Source organism: Sorangium sp. So ce281 (assembly GCF_051527395.1).
GTDB lineage: Bacteria > Myxococcota_A > Polyangia > Polyangiales > Polyangiaceae > Sorangium > Sorangium cellulosum_B.
This window is the reverse complement of the sequence record NZ_CP150322.1, coordinates 6,834,712-6,858,813: the sequence shown is the minus strand read 5'-3', so window position 1 is coordinate 6,858,813 and position 24,102 is coordinate 6,834,712. Positions and strand designations below refer to the sequence as shown.

The window sequence follows — 24,102 nt, the reverse complement described above, 5'->3', positions numbered from 1 at the left end:
GCGCTCCGGCTCGGTGTGGGGCGGGGTGAGACGCTTCCGTGGAAGTCAGGTGATAATGGCTGCGCTCACCGTGTGCTTGCGGGCACAGGATTGCTCCGAAGCACAGGATTGCTCCGGCCCGCAAGGTGCTTTGGAGCACATGGCTGCTCCGGAGCGTAGGGCTCCGCCGGAACGCGAGGGGCTTTGGCGTACAGGGGGGCTCCGGCGCGTGGCGCTTCGCCGGAATGCAGGGGCGGTAGCTCCCGGGGGCTCCGGGGGCGGCGGGGCGCCGAGCTCAGGGGTGCTTCTTCGGACCGACGAGGCTGCGGAGGACGGCGCGGGCGACCTCCGTCCCCGTCGCGTCGCGCAGGCTCACCGGGATATCGTACTCCCTGCGCTCGCTGGTCTCCGGCAGAGGGCACTCGCAGACGGCGCGGATCGTCCCGCGGGCCTTCTTCACGTACTCGATCGAGAGGCCCGCGACGATGAACCGGGCGTCATCGGGCAGCGCGTAGGACAGCGCCGTGTTGCCGGTGAGCTCGGCGAGGTTGACGAGCGCGACCGCGTGCACCGAGCGGAGGTGGTTGCGCAGCCCCGGCCGGTCGCGCATCGACACCTCCGCGCGGCCGCGCTCGAGGACCTCGACCTCGGCGCGGATCGTCCCCGTGTACGGGGCCATCGCGCCGATGAGCCGGCTGAACAGGCGCTTGCCCCCTGGCAGGGGGCTCAGCTTGTCCCAGACGTCGCGGATGGTGTTGCGGCGCGAGCTCGCCGCGATCGATGCGAGAGAGAAGTCGGTGAGCTTCATGCGCTGGATCCGCGGGGCGGGGGCGGCAGCCTGCCTCGAATCGCGCGCGGGCGCACCCGGAATCCCCGGCCAGCCGGCCAGCCGGTGCGTCCCGGCGCCTCCGCGCGCCGCACCCTGGGCGCAGCACAGATCATTCGTCGCATGAATTGTATTTAACAATTCTATTCGATAATCGGATGGCTCCGGAGCGCCCTGGCGCCCCGTTCTCGCGAGGATTCTGCGGCATTTCCGGCCTCCGGACGCCCGTGAGCAGCCGTCCGGCCTCCGGTCCATCGCGCGCGGCCTGCTTCGGGCGGCAATCTGCCGTCCGTGCCCGGAACTGGACTTGTGTATGACAAGACCTCGACGTCCGGGCCAAGGCGGCCCACCCGAGAAAGAGCGCGCGTTCGAGCTTCTCTTTCGTGAGCAAACCTCCGCGCTCGTAGGGCGCTGGTTGACGGGTCTGGGGGTCCCGCTGCGTGATCGCAAGGACCTCGCCCAGGAGGTCCTGTTCGCGGCGTACCTCAGCTTCAACAAGTACAACCCCGAGATCTCCCGGCCCGAGCGCTGGCTGAACAGGATCACGGTCCACACGGCCTCGCACTACCTGCAGCGGGCCCAGCACCGCTACGAAGAGCTCGTGCCCGACGATGAGCTCCCTCCCCTCATCGACCCCGCCATGACCTCGGAAGAGCTGCTGATCTCGGATCAGGAGCGGCTCGTCGTGCTGGAGCTCATGCAGCAGCTCGACGCCGACGCGCACTGGATCCTGGTCGGGCACGATCTCCACAGCACCCCGATGGCGGATCTCGCGCAGCAGCGCGGCATCCCGCTGTCCACCGCGTACAAGTGGCGCGCGCGCGCCGTCCGCCTGTTCCACGCCATCGTCCTGAAGCGCCGGCGCGAGGACCGGAAGAGGGAGGGCTTTCGCCTCGTGCTGCCCCTGGATCTGGCGGCGCTCCTCGCCACCGCGCGGATCTCGCCGCGCGTGCCCGACGACGTCCGGGCCTCGATCCTCCGCGGCGTGCAGGAGTCGGTGGGGGCGCTCAAGGCGGGCAGCGCCGGGAACGCCGCCGGGGGCGCCGGCCGGGCGCTGAGCGACGCCGTGACGTGGCTCAAGGGCCTCGCGAAGCTCGTCCAGCTGCCGACCCTGGGCGTCGCCGCCCCCGTCGCGGCCACGGCGGCGGCGGCCACGGGGGCGGCCTGGCTCGCGCTCCAGGCCCCGGAGCCGCCGCCTCCGCAGGAGGTGAGGCACGTCGTGCCCGCGCTCGTCGCCGCCATGCCGCCGCGCCGGCCCGCCGAGCCGCCGGCGCCGCCCGTCGCGCCGCCGGCGGCCCCGGCGCCCGTCGAGGCGCCGCGGCGGGGCCCCCCGGCCCTGCGGCGAGCGCGCGTGCCGCCGCCCGATCGGGGGGAGCGCGCGCCGGCGCCGGTCGCCGCCGAGCCGATCGAGAAGCTCGAGATCGAGATCGACGGGCCCGGCAGCCATCACGACATCGCCCTGTTCGACGCGGTCACCGGGGCGCTGCAGGCGCGCGATCCGGACCGGGCGATCGCGGCGCTCCAGCGCTACGAGCGCGAGATGCCGAACACCCTCTTCGCGTCGGAGCGCAAGGTGCTCTGGATCCGGGCGTTCGTGATCGCGAGGCGTTACCCGGAGGCGCGCGCCCTGCTCGAGGAGGTGCGGCTCGATACCGCGATCCCACGGCAGGCGATCGAGGAGCTGGACGCGATCCTGAACCGCCGGTGAGCGGGCGACCGGGCCGCCGCGCGCCCTGCGCCGCGGCGGCTCAGTCGCCGGCGTAGGTGCCGAAGCTCGCCCGGCCGCCCGTGGAGACCTGCGGGGCGGCCTGGCCCACCTGCACGACCGCGGACACGAACGCGGCGGGCTTGAGCCCCTCGTCGGGCCCGGCCTCGTTGGTGATGTACTCCAGCCCGAGCCCGGCCAGGAAGCCGAACGACGTGGTGTTGCCGCCCGAGCCGAGGATGGGGATCGTCGGCGCGACGCCGACGTAGCCGAGGAGGCCGACCCGCCCCTCGCCGAGCGTCTGCACGAAGCCGCCGAGCTGCGCCGCGATCGGGAAGGCCCGGCGCTCCACGGGGTCGTAGCGGTCGATCGCGAGCGCGACGCCGACGGCGCTGAGCACGCTCCGCGTGACGAGGGGCTTCTCCACCCACGGCGCGCGGGTGACCTGCAGCGTCGCCAGCATCGCCGGGACGGTGAGGTACGCGCGGAAGCAGGTCCCCGCGGCCTCGAGCGTCTGGAAGTTGTCCTCGCCGCACAGCGGGACCGAGTGGATCGCCACCGATCCCACGAGGCGCCGGGCGCGCTCCGGCTCGCCGGGCTCGTTCGAGCGCAGCGAGCTCGCGACGCGGCCCGCGTCGGAGACGAGCACCACCTTGCCCTGTGGGCTCAGCGGATCGCTGTAGACGGCCAGCCGGAGCCGCGCGTCCCCGTCGAAGTCCTCCGCGAGCGGCGGGAGCGGGAACTCCGCGCTGCTCGGCGTGACGATCCACGTGCCGTTCTGGAGGAGCTCGATCGGCGTGCCGCTCCGCATTTGATCGGTGCGCGTCAGCGAGACATGGAGCGCGAGCGGCGCCACGAGCCGGTGCTTGGCCTGGCCCGTCAGCCGGATCCGGCAGTTGCCCAGCCGGAGCGGCGCCGGCGAGATGACGACCGCGCCGTGCGCGAGCGGCTGCGGCCCGGGGCGCGATGGATCCACGTCGGGCGCCCGGCGAGGAGGCGGCAGCCTGGCCGGCGGCTGGGCCTGCGCCGGAGGCGGGGCCTGCTCCGCCGCGCCGGGCTGCGCCGTCGGACCGGCCTGCGCCGCCGCCGAGGGCCGCCGGCCGGCGCCTGCGCCACCCTGGAGCTGCCCATCCGCGCGGGCAGGCACCCGGCCCCCCGGCGGGGCAGGGGACGCCGCCCGCGGCCCGGGCGGACGGGCGCTCCCCGGCGGCGGGAGGCTCCCGGCATCGGTGCGGGGCGCGATCGGCGTGGGGCCGCAGTCGACCTTCAGGTCGTCGGCGAGCGGATCGGGGAAGAGGAGCCGCGCGGGGTTCGACTCGACGAGGTTCTCGAGCGGCGGGACGGTGACCCGGTACGTCGCGTTGATCACGTTGCCCGCCGCGGGCGCGTGGAGGTTGAAGGCGGTGACCCGGAGCCAGCCGCCGCCCGGGAAGACGCGGAGGACCTTGCCATCGGGGCGCCCGCAGCCGCCCGAGGCGACCTCGAGGACCGGCACGGTGAACGTGCGCTGGAACGGCTGCACCCGGGCGTTGCCGCAGCTGTCGACGATGGCGAGGTAGTGGAAATCGGCCATCTCCGACTGCTTCGGCCACTGCATGCCCAGCGTGAGCTCGCCCGCGTCGGCCGGCGGCGGCTCGGGCCGGCCGTCGCGGCAGACGTCCACGCGATCGGGTGACGGCGGCGACGGCGCGGCCGGCGCGGCCGGCGCGCCCACGGGAGACCGCGGGGCGTCGGCGACCGGGCGGTAGGCGCAGATGTGCCGGTACGAGCGGCGGCCGAGCAGCACCGGGTCGAAATCGAGCAGGCGCTGGCCGTCCTCGGTGAGCCGCCCCCACACCGTGAGCGGCAGGGGGAGCGTCGGGGTCTGGAGCTTGATCGAGCGCAGCATCTGGTCGCCGATCGGGCTCTGCCCGGGATCGCCGGTCTGCGCGGCGCAGCCGCCGCCGCTGCACAGCCAGCGGCCGCCGCGGCGCGCGGCCTCGATCGGGACCGGATCGGTGTCGCGGACGCTCATCCAGACGCGGCGCGCGTCCGGGAAGATCTCCGGCCCGCCGGCCGACGACGCGGCGCTGGCCGTGCCCGCCGGCGCGCGCACGACCTGCAGGCTGCCGCCGAAGTCGGCGGGGACGGCCATCGGCGCCGCGCCTGTCGAGCGCCTCAGGGAGGTGGCCGTCTCCGGCGTCTCCCCGTCTCCGGTCTCCCCGGCGTCCGTCCCGGGATCGTCCTGCGCCGGCGCGGTGGCGGGCGCGGCGATCGCGAGCGCGAGCGCCACGGCCGACAGGAACAGGGCGGATCTGCGTGCGCTCACGGCGAGCCTCCCCCTCCGGCGCCCGGCTCCGGCTCGGGTTCCGGCTCCGGCTCCGGCTCCGGCTCCGGCGTGACGGTGATGGGCTCGGAGGAGCACTCGGGGCTCGCGAGCAGGCGGGGCGTCACACGGAGCGCCGTCGTCCCCGGCGCGACAGCGACGCCCTGGATGATCGTCGCCTCGCTGTCCTCGCCGCGCAGGGTCACGGACGCCCCGCCGAGCGCGATCACCTGGTCGTCGCCGACGGCGAGGTCGACGGGGACGGCGATGCGCACGCGCTCGGCGTTGTAGGCGCTCACCTCGAAGAGATCGCCGGGCGTCCCCGCGGCGACGACGCTCCGGAGGGCGCGCACGCGGAGCAGGCGCGGCTCGGGGTCGACGGTGAGCGAGGGGATCGGGTCGAGCGCCTTCTGCCCCGAGCTCACGGCGATCTTCACCTCGCCGCCGAGGTCGCTGAAGCACAGGATGAAGGGCGGGCTCTCCCCGGTCGCGCCGAGCAGCACGCGCAGGCGCGAGGTCCGCTCGAGGCAATCGGGGGCGAGCGAGAGGGCGGCCTCGCTGTGCAGCGACTCGATGATCACGGGCGCGTGCTCCACGACGCCCGGCGCGTTCAGGGGGGGTGACGCGCGGACGCGCGCCTCGCGCGCCCGGATCGCGCCCGGCCGCCAGCTGGCGCCGAGATCGTCCGGCAGGGGGCCGATCGTGCACATGAGGGGGACGTAGGTCGCGAGCACCCGGTCGCTGGCGCCGAGGCCCCCCGCGATGAGCGCGAAGTTGGTGGCGTCCCCCGGCAAGCCCGCGGGGAGGATCGTGATCGGCAGCTCCTCGGTGCGGTCGGCCCACGAGACGACGAGCCGCGCCTCGCCGGACCAGTCGCCCTCCGAGGCGGCGGTGAAGCGGGCGTAGCCCTGGGTTCCGGCGGTGCAGCGGAACGCGCCGTCCTTCACGCCGCACGAGGCCCCGGCTTCCTGGTCGCGTTCCACGGGGTGCAGCGTGAGCGCCTCGCTCGGGATGGCGCGGACCTCGACGTAGCCGCCGTACGCCGGCTCGTTCGCCTCGGTCAGCTTGAGCGAGACCGCGGTCCGCCAGGGGCTCTGGCGGGGCAGCACCGGCTTGCCCGCCTCGTCGAGCGTGTCGGCGGCGAACAGCGGCCCGGCGACGTCGGCGCGGAGCTCGACCTGCCCGCTCCCGGCGAGGGGATAGCCGCGCTCGATGCAGGCCGAGGCGAGCGAGGCGAGGAGGAGCGCGCCGGCGGCCGCCGCGAGGAGCGGCGCGCCCGGTCGGCGCGGGCGGCGCAGGCGGCGCGGGCGAGCTTTCGCGTGCAGCGCGCGGGGCGCGCGCGGGCAGGAGAGGGGCACGGCCGGCCGGGGCACGCTCACTTCTGGTAGATCTCGGTGTACTCGGTCCCGAGCGGGTGGCGATGCCAGGCGTAGGCGCTCTGCGGGAACCCGCTCTCGTCGGTGTAGTCGCAAGGGCCGAGCTCCCATTCGGTGTGCCAGACGCTCGCGCCCGTCGCCGGGTCGACGGACATCCCGTGGGCGGTCACGTCGCTCTCCGGCTCGGCCGGGTCGTGCACGACGCGCGTGGCCTCGTCGAGGTAACGCTCGAGGACCGCGATGGGGATGCGCGCCACGCGCTTGCCGGGCATCGGGATGAGGAACACGTCGCTCTTGTCAACGGTGCTGGTCATGGAGCTCTCTCCTGGCGAGCAGCGGGGGCGGCGTTCCTGGCCGCGGAGCGCCGGCGCCGTGGCCGCGGGTCGCGCCGGAGCGCGGGCTCTCGCTGGTGCTCGTCGCCATCCCTCCAACGCGGCGGCGAGCATACCTGCTTCCCGCAACGCGAGGGAGCGCTTCGCGCGGCGCGGGCACGCTTCGATGTCATGGACATGCCCTCTCCCTCGCGCGGATCCGCCCCGCGGGCGCGTCGCGCGGGGAGCATCGCCCCGGGGACATCGGCGCGGAACGGAGGCCGCCGACGGCGGGGCGCCCGCGCCCCCTGTGGTAAGCTGCCGCCGCCGTGGCCCCTCCCGAGCTCGTCCCGGTCGCGGCCGCCTCATGCCTTCTCCGGATTGCCCGCTCGTCGTTGGTGGCCGCTACCGTCTCCTGAGCGAGATCGGCCGCGGCGGCGCGGGCGTCGTGTACATGGCCGACGATCTCGACGGAGGCGGTCGGGTCGCGGTGAAGGTCCTGCTCCGGACGCACGCGGCCGGCACGGCGGCGGCCTCCCGGTTCGAGCGCGAGATCCGGGCCATGCGGCTCCTCGACGCGCCCGGGTTCGTGCGCATGCTCGACGCCGGCTTCGCCCGCGAGCTCGACGATGCCCCCTTCCTGGTCATGGAGCTGCTCCGGGGCCACGACCTGGAGCAGCTCGTCACCACCCGGGGCAGGCGCTCGCCCGGCGAGGTGCAGCGCTGGCTCGGCGAGGTCGCCGAGACCCTCGAGCTCGCCCACGCGCGGGGCCTCTCCCACCGCGATCTCAAGCCCGCGAACCTCTTCCTCGCGATCGGCGACGACGGGCGGGAGCGCGTGAAGATCCTCGATCTCGGCCTGGTCAAGGCGGTCGAGCCGGGCGCGCTCGGCGCGTCGGGCGGGATCACCGCCACGGGCACGGCGATCGGCACGCCCATCTACATGGCCCCCGAGCAGGCGCGCGGGCGCTCGGACCAGATCGGCCCCGCGGCGGACGTGTGGGCGATCGGCCTCATCGCCGTCCGCCTCCTGACCGGCGACATCTACTGGACCGCGAACAGCATGGCCGAGCTGATGGCGGCGCTCCTCGTGATGCGGCTCTACCCGCCGTCGACGCGCTGGCGGTGGCTCCCGCCCGCGTTCGACGCGTGGTTCTTGCGGTCGTGCGACCGCGACCCGGCCGGGCGTTTCCCTTCGGTCCGCCAGCAGAGCCTCGCGCTGCGCGCGGCGCTCGAGGCCTCCTCGGCGGCCGCCGAGCCGCCCGGCGCCGGCGGGCCGGCGTCGCGCAGGGGCGGCGTGCCCGCGGACATGCTCAGCACCGACACCATCGAGCTCGCGGGCACGCTCGAGGCCCCGCCCCAGGCGCTCCCCGGCGGCGCGCACCGCGACTCGGACCGCTTCCTGCCGCCGCCCGGCCTCCACGGCACCTCGCCGCCCGCCCTCCACGGCGCTCCGCCGCCGGGCCTCTCCGGCGCGTCGCTGCGCGGCAGCACGCCGCCGCTCGGCCTGTTCGGCTCGCCGGAGGCCGAGCGGCCGCGCCACAACCTGCCGGTCCAGCGCACGCCGTTCGTCGGCCGCGCCCGCGAGCGCGCCGAGATCGCCGCGCTCCTGCTCGACCCCAGCGCCGGCCTGCTCACGCTCACCGGCGTCGGCGGCACCGGCAAGACCCGGCTCGCGCTCCAGGTCGCCGAGGAGCTCGTCCCCGCGTTCCCCGGCGGCGTCTGCTTCGTGCCCCTCGCGTCGCTGCGCGAGGCGGCGCTGGTGCCCTCGGCGATCGCGCAGGCGCTCTCCCTCGGCGAGGGCGGCGCGCGGCCGGATCTCGAGCGCGTGGTCCAGTTCCTCCGCGACCGCCGCGTGCTGCTCCTGCTCGACAACCTCGAGCACCTGACGGCCGCGGCGCCGGCGATCGCGCACCTCGCCGCGAGCTGCCCGCACCTCTCGCTCCTCGTGACGAGCCGCGCCGCGCTGAACCTCTCGGGCGAGCGGCGCTACGTCGTGCCGCCGCTGGAGGTGCCGGAGCCGCGCGACGTCACGGTCTCTGCCGCGCTGGCGAGCTCGGCGGTGATCCTGTTCTGCCGCCGGGCCGCCGCGATCAAGCCCGGCTTCCAGCTCGGCCCCGACAACGCCGCGGAAATCGTGGAGATCTGCGCGCGCCTCGACGGCCTGCCGCTCGCGATCGAGCTCGCCGCGTCCCGCCTCCGGGTCCTCACCCCCGCGGCGCTGCTCTCGCGCTTCGGCGACCGCGGGGCCGCGGGGCGCGCCTCCGCGCCCGCGGGCTCGTTCCGCCTGCTCACGGGCGGCGCGCGCGATCTGCCCGAGCGCCAGCAGACGATGCGCGCCGCCATCGACTGGAGCTACGGCCTCCTCGATCCGGAGGAGCAGCTCGCCTTCCGCACGCTCGCGGTGTTCGCGGGCGGCTTCTCGCTGGCCATGGCGGACCAGCTGTGCGCCTCCCGCGATCCGGCGCTCGACACGCTCGGGATCCTCGAGTCGCTCATCGACAAGAGCCTCGTGCTCCAGGTCGCGGGCGAGGAGCCGCGGTTCCAGATGCTCACGATCCTCCGCGAGTACGGCCTCGATCGGCTCGTGGAGGAGGGCGCCGCCGGGGCGTGCAACCGGCGCTTCGTCGAGCTGTCGCTGGAGCTCGCCGATCGCGCCGCCGAGGCGCTCTGCGGGCCCGAGCAGGCCGCGTGGCTCGCGGCGCTCGATCTCGATCACGACAACCTCCGCCTCGCCCTGGAGCTCGCGCTCGCGGGCGCCGACGCGGGCGCCGCGGTGCGCCTCGCCGCCGCGCTCTCGCGGTTCTGGTACATCCACGGGCACTACCAGGAGGGCCGCGCGTGGCTCGGCCGGGCGCTCGCGGGCGCCGCGGGCGTCGCGCCCGAGCACGTGGCCTCGGCGCTCCGGGGCGCGGGCAGGCTCGCGCTCCTCCAGTGCGACTACCGCGAGGCCCGCGCGCTGCTCGAGCGGGGCGCGGCGCTCTACCGCGAGCTCGGGGACGAGGGCGGGCTCGCGTCGGTGATCCAGATCCTCGGGAGCGTCGCCCGCGAGCAGGGCGACTACGAGCGCGCGCTCGCGCTGCACGGCGAGAGCCTCGCGCTGGCCACGCGCCGCGGCGACACGCTCGAGGCGGCGCGCGCGCTCGGCTACTCGGGCTTCGCGGCGTGGCTCTCGGGCGACACCGCGCGCGCGGAGGGCGCGTGCCGCCTCGCCCTGCCGGAGCTCCGCCGCGCGGGCGATCGCGAGGGGACCGCGACGGCGCTGCTCTACCTCGGCTGCGCGGCGCTCTACCGCGGGGAGCTCGGCGAGGCGGCCCGCCTCTGCGAGGAGAGCGAGGGCCTGTCGCGGCAGGTGAAATTCAAGGAGGGGCTCGCCTGGACGAGCAACATCCTGGGCCTCATCGCCATCGAGCGCGGCGATCTCGCCCTCGCGGAGCGGCGCCTGCGGGCGAGCCTGCGGCTGCACCGGGAGCTCGGCGACCTCTGGCGCTCCGCGAGCGTCCTGGAGGCGCTCGCGCGCGCGGCGGTGCGGGCGGGGAAGGCGGAGCGCGGCGCGCGCCTGCTCGGCGGCGCCGCGGCGCTCCGCGAGGCCATCGGCACGCCGGTGCCGCCCATCGAGCGGCCGGCGCTCACCGAGTGCGCCGCCGCCGCGCGGGCGGCGCTGGGGGGCGCGGTCCACGAGGCCTGCCTCCTCGAGGGCCGGGGCGCCGGGCTCGACGCGACGATCGCGGCGGCGCTCTCGGAGTGAGCCCGTTCGCGTCGCGTGAGGGAACGGGACTTCACGAGCCCTCTCCCGTCGCCCCGCTCCGCCCCGCGGCCCGGCCGAGGCGCTCGGCCAGGCGGCGGAGCTGGTCGATGAGCTCCTCGGGCTCGTGCACCTCGAACTCGAACCCCATGAACCCGAGGTGGAAGGCGAGCGCGTCGAGGCTCCCGCCGCCGGTGTGGACCACGCAGCGGTCCGGCGAAAGCGCCTCGATGCGCCCCGCCACGCCCGAGAGCCGCTCCGAGACGGCCTGCGCGGGGGCGTGCACGGTCACGCGCGCGCGGATCGGGTAGGCGTCGGTGGAGACCGACCTCGACACGTAGTCGGCCACGTCCTCCGCGGGCAGCGGGCGCGGCTTGAAGCGGCCCGCGGCCTTCGGCCTGCCCTGGATGCGATCGACGCGGAACGTCCGCCATGCGTCCCGGTGGAGATCGTACGCGAGCAGGTACCAGCGGCGGCTCGTGTGCACGAGCCGGTACGGCTCGACGGCGCGCGTGCTCGCGACGCCGCTGTGGCTGCTGTAGTCGAAGCGCAGGACCTCGGCGTCGCGGCATGCGTTCGCCATGACGGCGAGCGCGTCCGCGTCGACGGTGGGGCCGCCGTCGCCCAGCCGCACGCTCACGGCGCCCAGCGCGGTCACCTTGCGCCGGAGCCGCTTGGGGAGCACCTGCTCGAGCTTCCCGAGCGCGCGCACCGACGCCTCCTCCAGCCCCCTCACGGGTCCGGTCGCCGCCGCGCGCAGCCCCACGGCGACGGCGACCGCCTCGTCGTCCTCGAGCGGCAGCGGCGGCAGCTCCTTCCCGGCGCCGAGCTGGTATCCGCCGCCGATGCCGGTGGCCGCGTGGACGGGGTACCCGAGGCTCCGGAGCCTGTCCACGTCGCGCCGGACGCTGCGCTCGGTGATCGCGAGCTCGCGGGCCAGCTCGCCGCCCGTCCAGAAGCGCCGGGATTGCAGCAGCGACAGGAGCTTCAGCAGCCGCGCGGACGTCTGGACCATGTGCCGCCTGTCTCCTTGCGGACCGAATCTGTCCGCAATCCAGTCTAGCTTCCTCTCCTCCCGCGGGCGAGGCGCCCGAAGGCGCGTCTCGACGAGCCTACGGCCCCCGCCCCCCACCCTTTGGAGCTACCGCCCATGAGCAACGCCGCTTCCGAGCACACAACGACGACCCCCGGCTTCCGGACCTACAAGGGCAGCTGCGCTTGCCACGCCGTCCGCTTCGAGGCCGACTTCGACCCGAGTGCCGGGACGACGCAGTGCAACTGCACGATCTGCACGAAGACGAGGTGGTGGGGCATCCTCGTGAAGCCGAGCGCCTTCCGCCTGATCGCCGGCGAGGAGGTCCTCGGCGACTACTCGCGGTACGAGGCCGGCCATGCCCGGTTCTGCAAGACGTGCGGCATGCGCGTCTTCGGGCACGGGAACATCCCGGAGCTCGGCGGGGAGTTCTGCTCCGTGAACCTGAATTGCCTCGACGACGCGGACCTCACCGGGGTCCCGGTGGCGTACCTCGACGGGCGTCACGACACCTGGGCGCAGATCGGCGCCACGACGTACGTGGATCCGTTCTCCGCCGCCAAGAGGGCTTGAGCCGGAGCGCGCCGCCGGCGGGCGCTTGCCGAGCGCCCCGGGCCGGCGGCGCCGGGAGCTCGAGGTTTACGGAGATGCTCCCTTGACGACGGCGTTGATGATCGCGTCCAGGTCCACCGCGTTCGCCATCGCCTGGTACCCGGCGTCGTTCGGGTGCAGCTTGTCCGCGTCGTAGGCCGGGAGCAGGCGGCTCGGATCGGCCGGGTCGCGCAGGGCCTTGTCGAAGTCGATCACCCCGTCGAAGGCGCCGCTCGTGCGGATCCACGTGTTCAGCTTCTGCCGCTCCTGCTCCCCCTTGGCGGTGCCATAATCGCCCTTGTAGGTGCCGTTCGAGCCGGCGAACGGCACCAGGGTGCCGCCGTAGATCTTGAGCCCGGCGGCGCGGGCAGACTGGATGATCTGCTGGACCGCCGGGATCAGATCCGCGGCCTTGGCGGAGCGATCGCCGATGTCGTTGATGCCTGCCAGCAGGATGATCGCGCGCGCTCCGGGCTGGGTCAGCACGTCGCGCGCGAGGCGGGCAGGGACGGGGTACCCGAACTGGAGCTGGGGACGGACGGTGAGCAGCTCGTTCCCGATGATCCCGGCGTTCGCCACGGCGAGGGTCGGCCCCTTCCGGCTGGCGAGGCGCTGCGCGAGGTAATCGGGGTAGCGATGGTTGTCGTTCTTGGTCGACAGGTATCCATCCGTGATCGAGTCGCCGAGCGTGATCAGGGTGCCGACGACGTCCGGCGAGGCCTTGACGTCGACGCCCGACACGGCCATCCAGCACGAGATCTTCCGTGTGAACTGCTTGTCGGCGCCGTTCCCTGTCCGGTTGCCCGAGGCGAGGAAGTTGTCCTGTGCCGCAAAGTAGTGTTGCGTGATCGGCCCGGTCTTGCTCGGGAGGTAGACGTTCACCGCCAGCGCCTGCAGCGGCTGGACCTTCAGCGCCACCGGGTCGCTCACCGCCTCGCCGCCCGCGGCGATGACGATCGATGTCTGGCCTCCGAAGCGCAGCGGCAGCGAGCTCCCCGCGACCGTGGCGGCTCCACCGGCCGAGAGCGCGACCGACGCCGAGCCCACCTTGAGCGGCTCGCTGCCGCCGGCGTTGGAGATGCGCACGCGCACCGAGCTCCCGCCGGCGCTCACGCGGACGATGTTCCGGACCGTCTGGTCGGCGAGGCCGACGTCCGACGGACAATCCTGCGAGTTGAACGTGCCGCCGGGCGTCGGGCTGCTGTGCCATCCAGCGACCCATCGCCCCTCGGGCGCCTTGTCCGCGGCCAGCGCGGGGCGCCCCGGCGCAGCGGTCATCAGCCCGATCGCCGCGGCGAGGAGGAGGGGAGCGCGCGGCGAGCGACCGTGCTTCGGCTCGGGCCGCGCGGACGAGGAGCGCCGGGCGTCGCGGCGCGTCGAGGTGACTGCGTTGTGTCTCGGTGAATTATCCATCGGTCCTATCCCGGTTGTTTGCCTGGAGCCGTGGAGCGCGGAGGACGCCCACAGAGTCTCAATCCTCACGACCTCACGGCGTCCGCCGACTGTATTCCCGATCCATGGCTCCAGTCGTCACACACTTCGCAGCACGTCGGCGTCCCCGCCGACCCTCTCGCCGGGCGCAGGGGCACCGTGCGAATCCACGCCCTGCTCGACGATGCTTCGCGCTTCAGGCTTCCGGGAGCGCCCCGCTCAGGCCGTGCAGCAGAAGGTCGATGGCGCGCTCGCCTGGAGCTCGCCCACGGGCTCGCCACCGTGCGGAGCGCACGCGCCCGGCTCGACGGCCGAGATCACGGCCGACTTGCTCCCCAGGCCTGCGCCGGGAGGCGTCACGACGCAGAACGGGACGCTGGAGCTGACGAGGTTCGACGCGAGCAGGTCCGTGCAGGCGGCGTCGCGGAACACGGACGCCATGAGGGTGCACGAGGCGCCGGTCGGGTCGCCGCAGCCGCAGGGGGTGCACTCGCGGCCGTCGATCACGTCCTCGAAGAAGACGTGCCTGGCGGCGTACCCCTCCGGACAGCCGGCGTCGCCGCCCTCGTGGTAGACGCAGGTCAGGAAGCCCGACGGCGCTGCTGGCACGCACGTCGTCGCGTCCTCGCACGCGGTGTACGCGCCGGCGAGGCACGCCCTGGCCCGCGTCGCCCACGGATCCAGCCTGGGGACAGGCGGCGGCGCGTCGATGCGCGGCGTGCACGCGCCGGTCGTGACCGAGGGCGCCGCGATCGTGAGCGACTGCACGCAGGGCTCGCCGTCGCAGAGCTGGCCTTCGGGGATCGGGTTCGCCGCGGTGCACGCGCCGTCCCAGCCGTCGGGCGCGGCGAACGAGGTCATCACGGTGCCCGGCTCGTCGCCGGGGCACGAGGCGGACGATGCGGCCCAGCCGGTGGGGAGCGCGCACGAGGCCTCGGGCGGATCGCACGCGCAGGTCGCGCAGTCGATCGGCGGCTGCTGGAGATCGGCGAAGCCCTCGTAGCCGATGGTCGGCGCGTCGGCGGGGCAGTCGGGGACAGCTTCGGGTGGGCCGAACCAGAGCAGCGCCGGGCCGAACCAGCCGAGCGGCGCAGGCGGGGCGCACTGGCCGGAGCACAGCGAGCTGTGCATGTCGCCGCCGGCGCCGCCCTGGCCGCCGGCGCTGGCCTCGCCGCCGGCCGCGCCTTGGCCACCGGCGCCGCCCTCACCGCCTTCACCGCCCTCACCGCCGTCGCCGCCTTGGCCGCCGGTGGCGGCCCCCGAGCAATACCCCAGCGCCTTCTCTTGGGCTGTGCAGGGGCCCGTGATGATGATGGGGTCTTGCTCGCAGCCAGCGATGAGCAGCAACCCTGGAAGGACAAATCGTGCCGTCCGCATGGCTGAAACCTTACTTGAACGCCATTCTTCAGCACAAGGCCTATGACGTACGACGATTCTCATGAACACCATTCCCTGAAGCGAGAGGAAGTTCTCTTGCCGTTTCAATTTGTCGGAGCGTTCTGCCGCGTTCACTGTCGAATCACTCTCAGAAGCTCGCCTGTAGACCGAGGCCGAGCGCCACGGCGACGGCAGGAGCGCTCCAGACAGGGCGCTCGGGCTCAGGATCGCCTGGGTGGCGAAGGATGGCGGCGGCGGCCACAGGATGAGCGACATCCGCGTGTGCTCGGGCTGATAAATTTTCCGAGAGAGGCCACTCGATACCCGCCCGAGCACCGAATCCGGCGTGGAGATTCAGCCGTGATGTCGTGTTGAACGGAACAGCGGGGACCGCATGGAGGACGCCGAGCTCGGCGAGGCCGCACGCGAACAAGCTCCGGCGGTCCAGACAGAAGACGACATCCGTCGTGAGGGTGGAGACCGACATGGCGACGGCGTCGACGTTTCCTGACAGTGCGGCGAGCCCGCGGACCTCCAGCGCCACGGACCACGCCGGCCAGCGTGCCCCGACGGACAGCGCCGGCCCAGCGGCAACGCCGGGCGTCAACCCGAGGCCTGCCACCGCGCCGAGGCCGGCCACCCAGCGGAAGCGTTCCGCCGGCGCTCGCAGTACTGCGCTGCTCCGGGGCGGCGCGCGCACGGGGGACGCCGTGCGCGGCGGTGATGGCGGCGCAGGGGCCGGCTTCGGCGGGCAGGGCCGCTCCGGCGAGCAGGGCTCTTCGGGCGGCATCGCCTGCTCGGCGGGCCTCGCTGGCGCCGCCGGTGGTGCGGGGAGCTCGGCGGCGTCGTCGAGCACCAAGGCGATGGACAGGGCCATGGAGGTGACGAGCACCTTGCAGTCGTCGCGCGCGCTGAACCCGTCGGCCCAGCGCCCGTGACCGTCGCCATCGCGGAGGAACAGCGATGCGGCGAGCTTGCCGTGCCGGCGCTCGATGGACGCCGTCATCGTGAACGGAGCCTCTGCATCATAGGGGTCGACCCCGCCCATCGCCCTGGCCGTCTCCGCGCGCAGGAACGACTCGTCCGGGCAATCCTCGGCGCCTGGCCCGCGGATGAACTCGAGCCGCACCCGGAGCGGCGCGGGCGTGAACTCGGCCCGGACCGGCGTGGCGCCAGCGACGGAGATCGCCCCCGCGGCCATCGAGGCGAGCGCCGCGCGGGCCGCCCGCTTCATGCGCGCGCTCTCGCCGTGCGATGTCCGGCGCACGTGCCTCCTCCGCGCGGTCACGGAAGCTTCTGCCCCGCCGCGCCGCCGGCCGGCGTCGCTTGCGCCGCCGCCGCCTTCGTTCGCAGGCGCTCGCGTATCAGCTTGAGCTGCCCCTCGGGGAACCGTCGCTCATGGGCGGCGATGCGCTCCAGCGCGGTCGCCCTGTCGCCTTGCAACAGCGCCTGCCTGGCGGTGTCGAGCAGCTGCAGCTCGTCGGCGAGCGGCTCTTGATGCCGGTCGGAGGGAGCGCGCTGCTCCGGCGCGGCGGGCTCGCGCCGGCGGAAGGCACTTGCCGGCGCGGGCGCGGGCGCGGGCGCGGGCGCACGAGGGGGTGGAGCTTCCTTGTCCGAGATCGCGTCGGAGCGCGGCGCATCGGAGCGCGGCCGCCCACCGGGACCCGTCTCCGGTCGCGCCTCGGGGGGGACGGCACGCGAGAGGAGGAGCGGTGTCGCGATCGGGCCCAGGCGGTGGGCCCAGAGGGCCGGCGCCGGCGCGAGCGCGGCGAACAGCGCGGCGCCGCCGACGCCCGCCGCCGCCAACGCCAGCGCCGGGCGGATGAGCCGGGCGAGCGGGCGCGCGAGGCGAGCGGCGCGCCCGGGTCGATCTGCGAAGTCCTGGGGTCCGGGCTCGCCTGGCAGCTCGGGGCGGGTCACGGGCGCGTTCGTCTCGACGATGGCGGAGGCGCCAGACTGAAAGGCCGGCGACGCGACGGCGGGGCGCGAGGAGGTGAGGGAGAAGAGCGGGAGGATGAGCAGGCCGGACCGGAGCGCGCGCTGCTCCTCGGGGCGCAGGCGCTTCACGGCGGCGCGGTAGTCTTCGCGCGCGAGGCGCAGCCGGCTTGCAGCGGTGTTCTCGTTGAGCTCGAGGGAGCGCGCGATCTCGCGCACCGGGATCTCGACCCCATCGGCCATGATCAGGATGGCGCGCCGTTCGGGCGCGATCGTCGCCAGCAGGCGGGTCGCGATCGCGATTCGCTGGTTCGTGGCGATGCGCTGCTCGCTGGTCGGCGCGGCGTCGGTGCCCTCGAAGCACGCCTCGCTCGCGAGGCCCACCGGCACCTCGAGGCGCCGGTAGGTGCGCTCCAGATGGCGCCGGACCTTTCGCCAGGCGATCCCGAAGAGCCAGCTGGACTCGGCTCGCCAGCGCGGGCCGAGGCCGTGCGGGCGCGATGCCCGAGGGGGATTGCGCGGCGCCGGCGGAGGGAGCGACGCGGGGTCGTCCTGCCCCTGCTTCTCCTGGACGGTGCCCGCGGCGGCAGCTGGCATGGCGGACGCGAGGTCCTGGAGGAGCGGCGAGGCGGCCGGCGGCGGTGAGGCAGCGCCGCGCGCCGCGGCGGGATAGGCAGGGTTGTACCGGCGGAGGCTTGTGTAGGCGCCGAGGAGGACCTCCTGGGACAGGTCGTCGATGTCGTCCTCGGCGACGCCGAGGTACCGGAGCATCCCCGGGAGCACGTGAACGGCGGTCGCGTGCATGGACGTCCAGGTGCTGTGCAGGGCGAGGTCGGTGGGAGGAGGGGGGAGGGGAGAGAGAAGGCTCATGCTTAGAATTGCGGGGGATTTCTGGGATCGTCACAGAATCGACCGGGCTGGTGCCGAGGGGTGGGGCGGGAGCGTGGCCGATGGCGGCAGAGGTCCGAACGATGCGGGGCGCTGGGCGGCGCGGGTGCGCAGCGGGTCGGGGGTGATCTCTCCCACCGCTAGCCCACCACCCCAGGGCCGTCGCCGAGGCCGTCGAGACGAACCCGCTGTTCGCAAGAGGCGGTGCCGTCATCCGATCCGTGTCCTGAGCATCCGTGTCCCGCGTGCTGCGCTGGAGGAGGCGCTCAAGTCCACGGAGGACAAGGGGGCGAGGTCCACCCAGGTGCATCTCCAGGTGCTCGATGGGATCGTCTACTTCGTGATGCAGTGACCGCGGTGTAGGCCCAGCCCAGGCCACACAGGCGGCGATCGAGACACCCGCGGTCACGCCCCCTCTCGGAGCATGGCGCGTCGGGAGGGGGCTTCAGCCGGGGGAGCCCGTCGCAGCACGCGCCTTCTTCTCGTCCACGAGCTTCTGGATCTCTTCGTCGATGAGCTGCTCCATCCGCTGGGAGAATGCGAACCCGAAGGCATAGTGCATCAGCTTCGGAAAGCCCGCGTCCCCCGGCTCCCCCCCCTCCCAGGAAACACGAATCCCGGAAGTCTCGAGCGCATACCGGATGGCATGGAGGGCGTTGAGCAAGGCTGAAATGCCATCGATCCCGAGACCTCGATCCGACCGAGGCTCGGGGATGCCGTCGATCGTGAACGGGCACGCCCATTGACCCGGCTGAACCTCCAGAGGTTGGCCGAGCGCTACCGTCACCGAACGACCTGGGTCGTCAACGACGGTGAGGCGACGTTCCGCGATGGGGTTGTCGATGGGAACCATGGGACGCAGCCTGCCGCTCGTTCCCGGGAACGGTCAAGTGGCAGCCGTCGACTATTCCCCGAAATGCCAGTTGCACCAGTTGATGCAGGCGATCATGCCACCCTTTGCAGCCAACCAGCAGGTCGCTCTCATGCGTGGATCAGGTAGCCCCCGGCAAAACTGCTCCATCGCGAGCTGACCGTTCCTGCAGGCGGCAACGCACTCACTGTAGGAGTCAGGCAGCTCGACCTCGCCGCTGGCCGCTTCAGGTTCGTCCACCTCTGGCGATGCTCCACATCCCGTGGTCGCCGCCGTCCCTGCAACTCCCAGCAGACCCAGCGCGCGCAGCAGTCGCCTCATGTGCTCCCCCCCCGAGGAGCACGTGGAGCGCGGCCCCTGGCCACGTCAAGGACGAGCCTGCCAGGCTGATCGACGCCATTCTTCTCGTCTCTTCCGCGTAAGATCTTGACGTAGGAAATCCGTAATGGGTGTGGATCCCTGGCGACGACAAAGGTCCGTGCGCTTTCATGGTGTTGCGCGGCAGGTGCGGTCCCTGGGACCGCGCCCCTATCACATCGATGCAGACGCCCATCGACGTAGCCGGTGGACTTGGTCCCCCTGCCCCCAACCTCACCCCGGGGCAGGCCTTGCTTCAACGGGGCCGCCGCCTTTCAGCGGCGGAGAGCTAGATCGACAGACGGGTTGAAACTGCCTGAAAAGCGCAGAATTTCCAACCGCCAAGACGCCATAAGACGCCAAGATTTTTGTGGTTTTTTTTTTTTTTTTTGGCGTCTTATGGCGTCTTGGCGGTTCATTTCTCGCTAGATCAACGTGATCGATGTTCTAGGGGAGCCGCATCGGTAGATGCTCACCCGACTCAGCTTCAATGGGGCCGCCGCCTTTCAGCGGCGGAGAGAGCTTGTGAGTACCAAGAATGCCGCGTCCCTGGTGCAGCTTCAATGGGGCCGCCGCCTTTCAGCGGCGGAGAGAGAGCGAGTCGGCGCTGATCGACGGCCTGTCGATCGTGCTTCAATGGGGCCGCCGCCTTTCAGCGGCGGAGAGTGCAGTCGACCGCGCCCGCTCCGGATGGGTGCCCGTAGCTTCAATGGGGCCGCCGCCTTTCAGCGGCGGAGAGGATCGCGATGGCGACCGCCGCGGGCGGGCGCTGGTAGCTTCAATGGGGCCGCCGCCTTTCAGCGGCGGAGAGCGTCTCCGCGACCGGGTACCAGCGGACGACGGTGGAGCTTCAATGGGGCCGCCGCCTTTCAGCGGCGGAGAGTGGGGCCCGGTCGACATCCGCGCGAGCGAGCGCAAGTGGCTTCAATGGGGCCGCCGCCTTTCAGCGGCGGAGAGCTCGCTGGAATAGCTCGTAGAGATCGGCTTTCTTAGCTTCAATGGGGCCGCCGCCTTTCAGCGGCGGAGAGTATCTGTTCACGCATCTCGGCGGCGAGCCGCTGTCCGCTTCAATGGGGCCGCCGCCTTTCAGCGGCGGAGAGCGTGACCGCACTCGACGGGTACATCGTCACGGCGAAGCTTCAATGGGGCCGCCGCCTTTCAGCGGCGGAGAGCTGGATCCGTGGCGCGTACGAGGATGCCATGGATTGGGCTTCAATGGGGCCGCCGCCTTTCAGCGGCGGAGAGCACCGTCTCAGCCTGGCAGCGAAGGGCTAGAGCGACAAACGGGTTGAAACCACGAGAAAAAGCAGGAATTTTTACAGGGAGGCGGGGAGGCGGGGAGCGAGAGACGGCAAGAGGGAGAAATTTATTTCTTCTTCCTCCCCATCTCCCCGCCTCCCTGTGAAAATTCTCCGGGTTTCAACGTGATAGATGGGATGAGGCAGCCCAAGCGGCGCCTGGATCCACGATGCCGACCGCACCGACCCGTGCGTCTGCTCGACGCGTTCGCGCGGCGGGGCCTGCGAAGACAGCCCGCATCACCGTGGAGGTCGGCCCATCGGCAGCAGCAGAGCGTGCTGGAGTGCTCGGGGGGGTCAAGGGTTCGCGAGCGGAGCTCGCCGGCTCCGCCGCCCTTGACTCCCCCTGCGCGCTCCAGCCGGACAAAGCTGCGGGCGATGGGCGGACGGAGGCCTCCGGCGGGGGCTCCAAGCTCCGGAGAGCAGCGCGCAAGAAGGAGCCACTCGGAGCAGCAAGCAAGATGGCCGACCTCTCGCCTGCAGGGTTGCCTGCGGGCACCCCCACGCGTTCGAAGACGCAGTCGACGGGGGCCCAGGAGAGGTCAGCCATGCGAAGTGTAGCGCTGGATCTGGGGGTCAACGAGATTTCGTTCTGCGAGGTAGTGGGCGGGCAGGTGGCGCTGCGACGCACGGTCCGCTCGCTTGATTCGCTCCAAGATGTCCTCGGTCCGTCGTCCTCGCCGGCCCGGGTGGCGATCGAGGCGTGCCGGGAGGCCTGGGTGGCTCACGACAAGCTCCGCGACTGGGGCCACGACGTCCTGGTCGTCGACACCACGCGAGCACGTCAGGTCGGCGTTGGCCAGCACGGCCGCAAGAATGACCGCCTCGATGCCGAGGCGCTGGCGCGCGCCGTCGAGCGCGGGGGCATTCCGCTCGCTCACGTGCTTTCGCCTCACCGGCGGGCCATTCGCCACCAGCTGGCCGTCCGGCGCGCGCTGGTCGAGACGCGAGCCCAGTACGTCACCACCGTGCGCGGCATTCTGCGCGCCTGCGGACACAAGCTCGCGACATGTATGACCGAGGATTTTCTCGCGCGGCTGCGCGAGGCCTCTTTGCCAGCCGAGAGCCGTCAGCTGGTCGGGCCCTTGGTGATCACGCTGGAGGTGCTCAACCCCCAGATCGCGCTGGTCGATGCCGCGCTCGAGCAGCTGTGCGCCCACGAGCCGGTGATCGCGCGGTTGACCACGGCGCCCGGCGTGGGGCTGGTCGTCGCTGCCGCGTTCGTCTCGGTCGTGGACGAAGCCAAGCGCTTTCGCCACGCCCACCAGCTCGCCTCCTACCTGGGTCTGGTTCCCTTGGAGGACACCTCCGGCGGGCGCGACAAGCGGCGGCTGGGTTCGATCACCAAGCAAGGCAACGCGTACGTGCGCGTGCTGCTGACACAGGCCGCGCACACGATCCTGCGGCACAAGAACAAGAGCGGCGACGACCCACTGCGTCGATGGGCAGACGCCATTGCCGAACGCCGGGGTCGCCACATCGCCGTCGTGGCGCTGGCGCGGCGGCTGTCGGGGGTGCTGTGGGCCATGTGGCGCGACGGCACGCTCTACGACGCGCAGAGCGCAGCGGCTGCCTCGGCCAAGGGCCTGCGCCTGCAGGCGCAGTCGGTCGAGCAGCAGGCGCACGCCTTGCAGCGAGCCACGGTCAAGGCGCGCCGCCGGCAACGGTCCGTCGACAAGGGACTCAACGCCGCCACGGCAGCGGCTCCATCGAGGCCGAGCTCGACCTCAAGGAGGGCCTCGATGCACTGACTTCCCCCACACGGGGGACATGCGCCACGAGCGCGCCACGCCAGGAGCGTGAACGAGGGCTACGTGGATGAGCGCGGGAACACCGAGGGTGATCCGCCTCTGGGTGGAACACACCGTTTGATAGATTGCGCCTCCACGATCCCGTTTCGGACCCCAGCCTGCATCCAGGTCACCAGGGCGACCGCCGGCCTGTGAATGCGGATCGTCGATTGAGCCACAGCTCGCTCCTGCGCACGCGACGCGGCGCTCCAGCCCAACCGTAACGACGCCCGCCAGGGCGAAGGGAGACGCCCATGCCGAAACGACCTGCACTGACGACACCGAGCGCTACCGCTGCCGAGCCGAAGCCGGCCAGCCGCGGAAAGAGAGCGCTAAAGCCCTTGACCTCGGGGCTGCCTCATCGTCGATGTTCTAGAACCGCATGGGCTTCAATGGGGCCGCCGCCTTTCAGCGGCGGAGAGCTGGATATGGCGTCAAGCCTGGACAGCCGTTCAAACGGCTTCAATGGGGCCGCCGCCTTTCAGCGGCGGAGAGCGGAGCTCGCCGCGGTCGCGAGCGATGCCGAGGTCGCACGGCTTCAATGGGGCCGCCGCCTTTCAGCGGCGGAGAGAGGTCTCGTCGTGCGTGGCTCGTTCGTTTTTGATGACGCTTCAATGGGGCCGCCGCCTTTCAGCGGCGGAGAGCGCACATGCGCGCGACCCACCCGCTGGGGTCGTCCCTGCTTCAATGGGGCCGCCGCCTTTCAGCGGCGGAGAGAATGGTGATGATTGGCAGCAGGGAGGTGAAAGCGCAGCTTCAATGGGGCCGCCGCCTTTCAGCGGCGGAGAGGTCGAGCACCGTGAAGTAGCCGCGCCCGCCAGGGTCGCTTCAATGGGGCCGCCGCCTTTCAGCGGCGGAGAGCAGGTACATGCTCGGCGGCAGGAGCGGGAAGAAGGGGCTTCAATGGGGCCGCCGCCTTTCAGCGGCGGAGAGGAGCTCGAGCGGCTGCGTCGGATGAAGTTTGAGTCGGAGCTTCAATGGGGCCGCCGCCTTTCAGCGGCGGAGAGAACGAGATCGGCGTCTACTACCTCGCGTGCCAGTGGGCGCTTCAATGGGGCCGCCGCCTTTCAGCGGCGGAGAGCGCGGCACAGTGTGCCGGAGCTCATCGCGAGCCCTCGCTTCAATGGGGCCGCCGCCTTTCAGCGGCGGAGAGGCGCGCGCGAAGAACGGCTGGCGCTCGCCGGAGCCGAGGCTTCAATGGGGCCGCCGCCTTTCAGCGGCGGAGAGAGGCCTCCCAGACCTACCTGACATTTCGCGTACTTACAACCCGGTTTGCGAGAGGTTCCCGTTCCGGCCCCCCGCGCGGGCCGTCCGAGGCCCCTGGCGTGGCCTCGGCCATCCAGAAATTCTTCCTGATTTCAAACACCTGCCCGCCTTGCGAGCGCCCCCCGGGGTTTTCGCGTCACGCCACCGCTCGCAGCCGGTGCTCCCGCCCTCGTCATAACACGCCCCGTCCTCTCCTCGGGCAGCCCTTCCGCTCTCGCCGGCGGCTCCGCCCGTACACCCCCCACCTCCGCCGCTCGCTGCCCTGCCTCCGGCGCTGTCGCCCCCGGCTCGCACGACGCATGCCCCGCCTCCGGCCACGTCGCCCCCCGCCTCGCCCGACTCATCCCCCACCTCGCCCGACTCATCCCCCACCTCGCCCGACTCATCCCCTGCGGGGCGCTTGCCCTCGGACCCGGGGGAGACGCCTTCCGCCGCGGGGCGCCCGTCCGCCGCCTCGGGGCGCCCGCGCTTTCCGCGGGGGATCTCGCCTTCCGAGGCCCCGCGTGCATCGCCCTCCCTGGGGGGCCGCCCTGTCGAGGCAGGTGTCCCTTCACCCGGGCCGGGGCGCAAGCTCGCCCGGCGCGCCTCGGGCGCACGCGATGACGACGGCAGAGCACCCGAGCTGAAGGCGCTCCCCTCCGCGAGGATCGCCGCCATCGACTCGCGCGCTGGCCCTGAGGAGGCGCCCCGCTCTCGGCGAGGGGAGCCGTCCTGTGCCGGCTGCTGCGCATGCAAATGCGGCCGGCTCCGTTCGGAGGATGGGTGAGCAACCAGGCGAATGCGACCACGCTCGCTGCCGCCGGCAGGATGGCGGATTCGGCTCGGCGCAAGGCGCGGGGCGAGGCCCGCGCGGTGAGGCAGGCGGCGCGGCCAGCGCAGGCGGCGCGGGGCGGCATCGCGGAATTGGGCGGCATCGCGGAATTCGCCGCGGCGCATTTGCGTTGAATTTGCCGCGCCGCAGTGCGGTAATCGCCCAAGGAGCCCCCGGATGCTCGGGCGGCGCGGCTCGCGGGCATCA

Annotated in this window: 15 protein-coding genes and 2 CRISPR repeat arrays; of the genes, 5 read left to right on the top strand and 10 right to left on the bottom strand. The window is 72.8% G+C overall.

The window, feature by feature from the left end; translation table 11 throughout:
• Positions 1-274 precede the first annotated feature (274 nt).
• Positions 275-787, bottom strand: a complete 513-nt coding sequence (locus WMF27_RS25975; protein WP_437766189.1) for a hotdog fold domain-containing protein — start codon at positions 785-787, stop codon at positions 275-277.
• A 433-nt stretch (positions 788-1,220) separates the two neighbouring features.
• Here WMF27_RS25975 and WMF27_RS25970 point away from each other — a divergent pair, with 433 nt between their 5' ends.
• Positions 1,221-2,513 carry a sigma-70 family RNA polymerase sigma factor gene (locus WMF27_RS25970; RefSeq protein WP_437943053.1) on the top strand — a complete coding sequence of 431 codons (1,293 nt, stop codon included), beginning with the start codon at positions 1,221-1,223 and terminating at the stop codon, positions 2,511-2,513.
• 40 nt (positions 2,514-2,553) lie between these two features.
• Here the strand turns inward: WMF27_RS25970 and WMF27_RS25965 are convergent, their stop codons facing one another.
• From WMF27_RS25965 to WMF27_RS25955, 3 genes are read right to left on the bottom strand one after another with little or no spacing between them, the layout of a single operon-like run.
• Positions 2,554-4,818, bottom strand: coding sequence for a hypothetical protein (locus WMF27_RS25965; RefSeq protein WP_437943052.1), 2,265 nt, complete (start codon positions 4,816-4,818; stop codon positions 2,554-2,556).
• On the bottom strand, positions 4,815-6,188 hold the full coding sequence (locus WMF27_RS25960; protein WP_437943051.1) for a hypothetical protein: 1,374 nt from the start codon (positions 6,186-6,188) through the stop codon (positions 4,815-4,817). The genes WMF27_RS25965 and WMF27_RS25960 overlap by 4 nt, the downstream gene beginning before the upstream one ends.
• Positions 6,189-6,190: 2 nt before the next feature.
• Complete coding sequence (locus tag WMF27_RS25955; protein WP_437708072.1) at positions 6,191-6,505, bottom strand: hypothetical protein; 315 nt, start codon at positions 6,503-6,505, stop codon at positions 6,191-6,193.
• 364 nt (positions 6,506-6,869) lie between these two features.
• Here WMF27_RS25955 and WMF27_RS25950 point away from each other — a divergent pair, with 364 nt between their 5' ends.
• Positions 6,870-10,250: a protein kinase domain-containing protein gene (locus WMF27_RS25950; protein ID WP_437943050.1), complete on the top strand. Its 3,381-nt coding sequence runs from the start codon at positions 6,870-6,872 to the stop codon at positions 10,248-10,250.
• Positions 10,251-10,281: 31 nt separating this feature from the next.
• Here the strand turns inward: WMF27_RS25950 and WMF27_RS25945 are convergent, their stop codons facing one another.
• Positions 10,282-11,262 carry a helix-turn-helix transcriptional regulator gene (locus WMF27_RS25945; RefSeq protein ID WP_437943049.1) on the bottom strand — a complete coding sequence of 327 codons (981 nt, stop codon included), beginning with the start codon at positions 11,260-11,262 and terminating at the stop codon, positions 10,282-10,284.
• A 135-nt stretch (positions 11,263-11,397) separates the two neighbouring features.
• On the opposite strand from WMF27_RS25945, the gene WMF27_RS25940 reads away from it, so the two are divergent.
• Positions 11,398-11,853 carry a GFA family protein gene (locus WMF27_RS25940; RefSeq protein ID WP_437766198.1) on the top strand — a complete coding sequence of 152 codons (456 nt, stop codon included), beginning with the start codon at positions 11,398-11,400 and terminating at the stop codon, positions 11,851-11,853.
• 66 nt (positions 11,854-11,919) lie between these two features.
• On the opposite strand, the gene WMF27_RS25935 is transcribed toward WMF27_RS25940, so the two are convergent.
• From WMF27_RS25935 to WMF27_RS25915, 5 genes are all read right to left on the bottom strand, one after another.
• Positions 11,920-13,284 (bottom strand): SGNH/GDSL hydrolase family protein, encoded by a 1,365-nt coding sequence (locus tag WMF27_RS25935; RefSeq protein WP_437943048.1) that lies wholly within the window; start codon positions 13,282-13,284, stop codon positions 11,920-11,922.
• A 237-nt stretch (positions 13,285-13,521) separates the two neighbouring features.
• On the bottom strand, positions 13,522-14,679 hold the full coding sequence (locus WMF27_RS25930) for a hypothetical protein (protein WP_437943047.1): 1,158 nt from the start codon (positions 14,677-14,679) through the stop codon (positions 13,522-13,524).
• A gap of 148 nt (positions 14,680-14,827) precedes the next feature.
• The gene (locus tag WMF27_RS25925) at positions 14,828-15,913 is read right to left on the bottom strand and encodes a hypothetical protein (RefSeq protein ID WP_437766201.1); all 1,086 of its coding nucleotides are present in this window, start codon (positions 15,911-15,913) and stop codon (positions 14,828-14,830) included.
• Positions 15,914-15,963: 50 nt separating this feature from the next.
• Positions 15,964-17,484: an RNA polymerase sigma factor gene (locus tag WMF27_RS25920; RefSeq protein WP_437766202.1), complete on the bottom strand. Its 1,521-nt coding sequence runs from the start codon at positions 17,482-17,484 to the stop codon at positions 15,964-15,966.
• A 463-nt stretch (positions 17,485-17,947) separates the two neighbouring features.
• On the bottom strand, positions 17,948-18,355 hold the full coding sequence (locus WMF27_RS25915) for a DUF6968 family protein (protein WP_437766203.1): 408 nt from the start codon (positions 18,353-18,355) through the stop codon (positions 17,948-17,950).
• 859 nt (positions 18,356-19,214) lie between these two features.
• A CRISPR array of direct repeats spans positions 19,215-19,975; the repeat unit is 36 nt; unit sequence GCTTCAATGGGGCCGCCGCCTTTCAGCGGCGGAGAG.
• A 601-nt stretch (positions 19,976-20,576) separates the two neighbouring features.
• On the opposite strand from WMF27_RS25915, the gene WMF27_RS25910 reads away from it, so the two are divergent.
• The gene (locus tag WMF27_RS25910; protein WP_437761397.1) at positions 20,577-21,779 is read left to right on the top strand and encodes an IS110 family transposase; all 1,203 of its coding nucleotides are present in this window, start codon (positions 20,577-20,579) and stop codon (positions 21,777-21,779) included.
• Between the two features lie 425 nt (positions 21,780-22,204).
• Positions 22,205-23,045: direct repeats of the CRISPR family, unit length 36 nt; unit sequence GCTTCAATGGGGCCGCCGCCTTTCAGCGGCGGAGAG.
• 801 nt (positions 23,046-23,846) lie between these two features.
• Positions 23,847-24,029, top strand: coding sequence for a hypothetical protein (locus tag WMF27_RS25905; protein WP_437766204.1), 183 nt, complete (start codon positions 23,847-23,849; stop codon positions 24,027-24,029).
• Positions 24,030-24,102 lie beyond the last annotated feature (73 nt).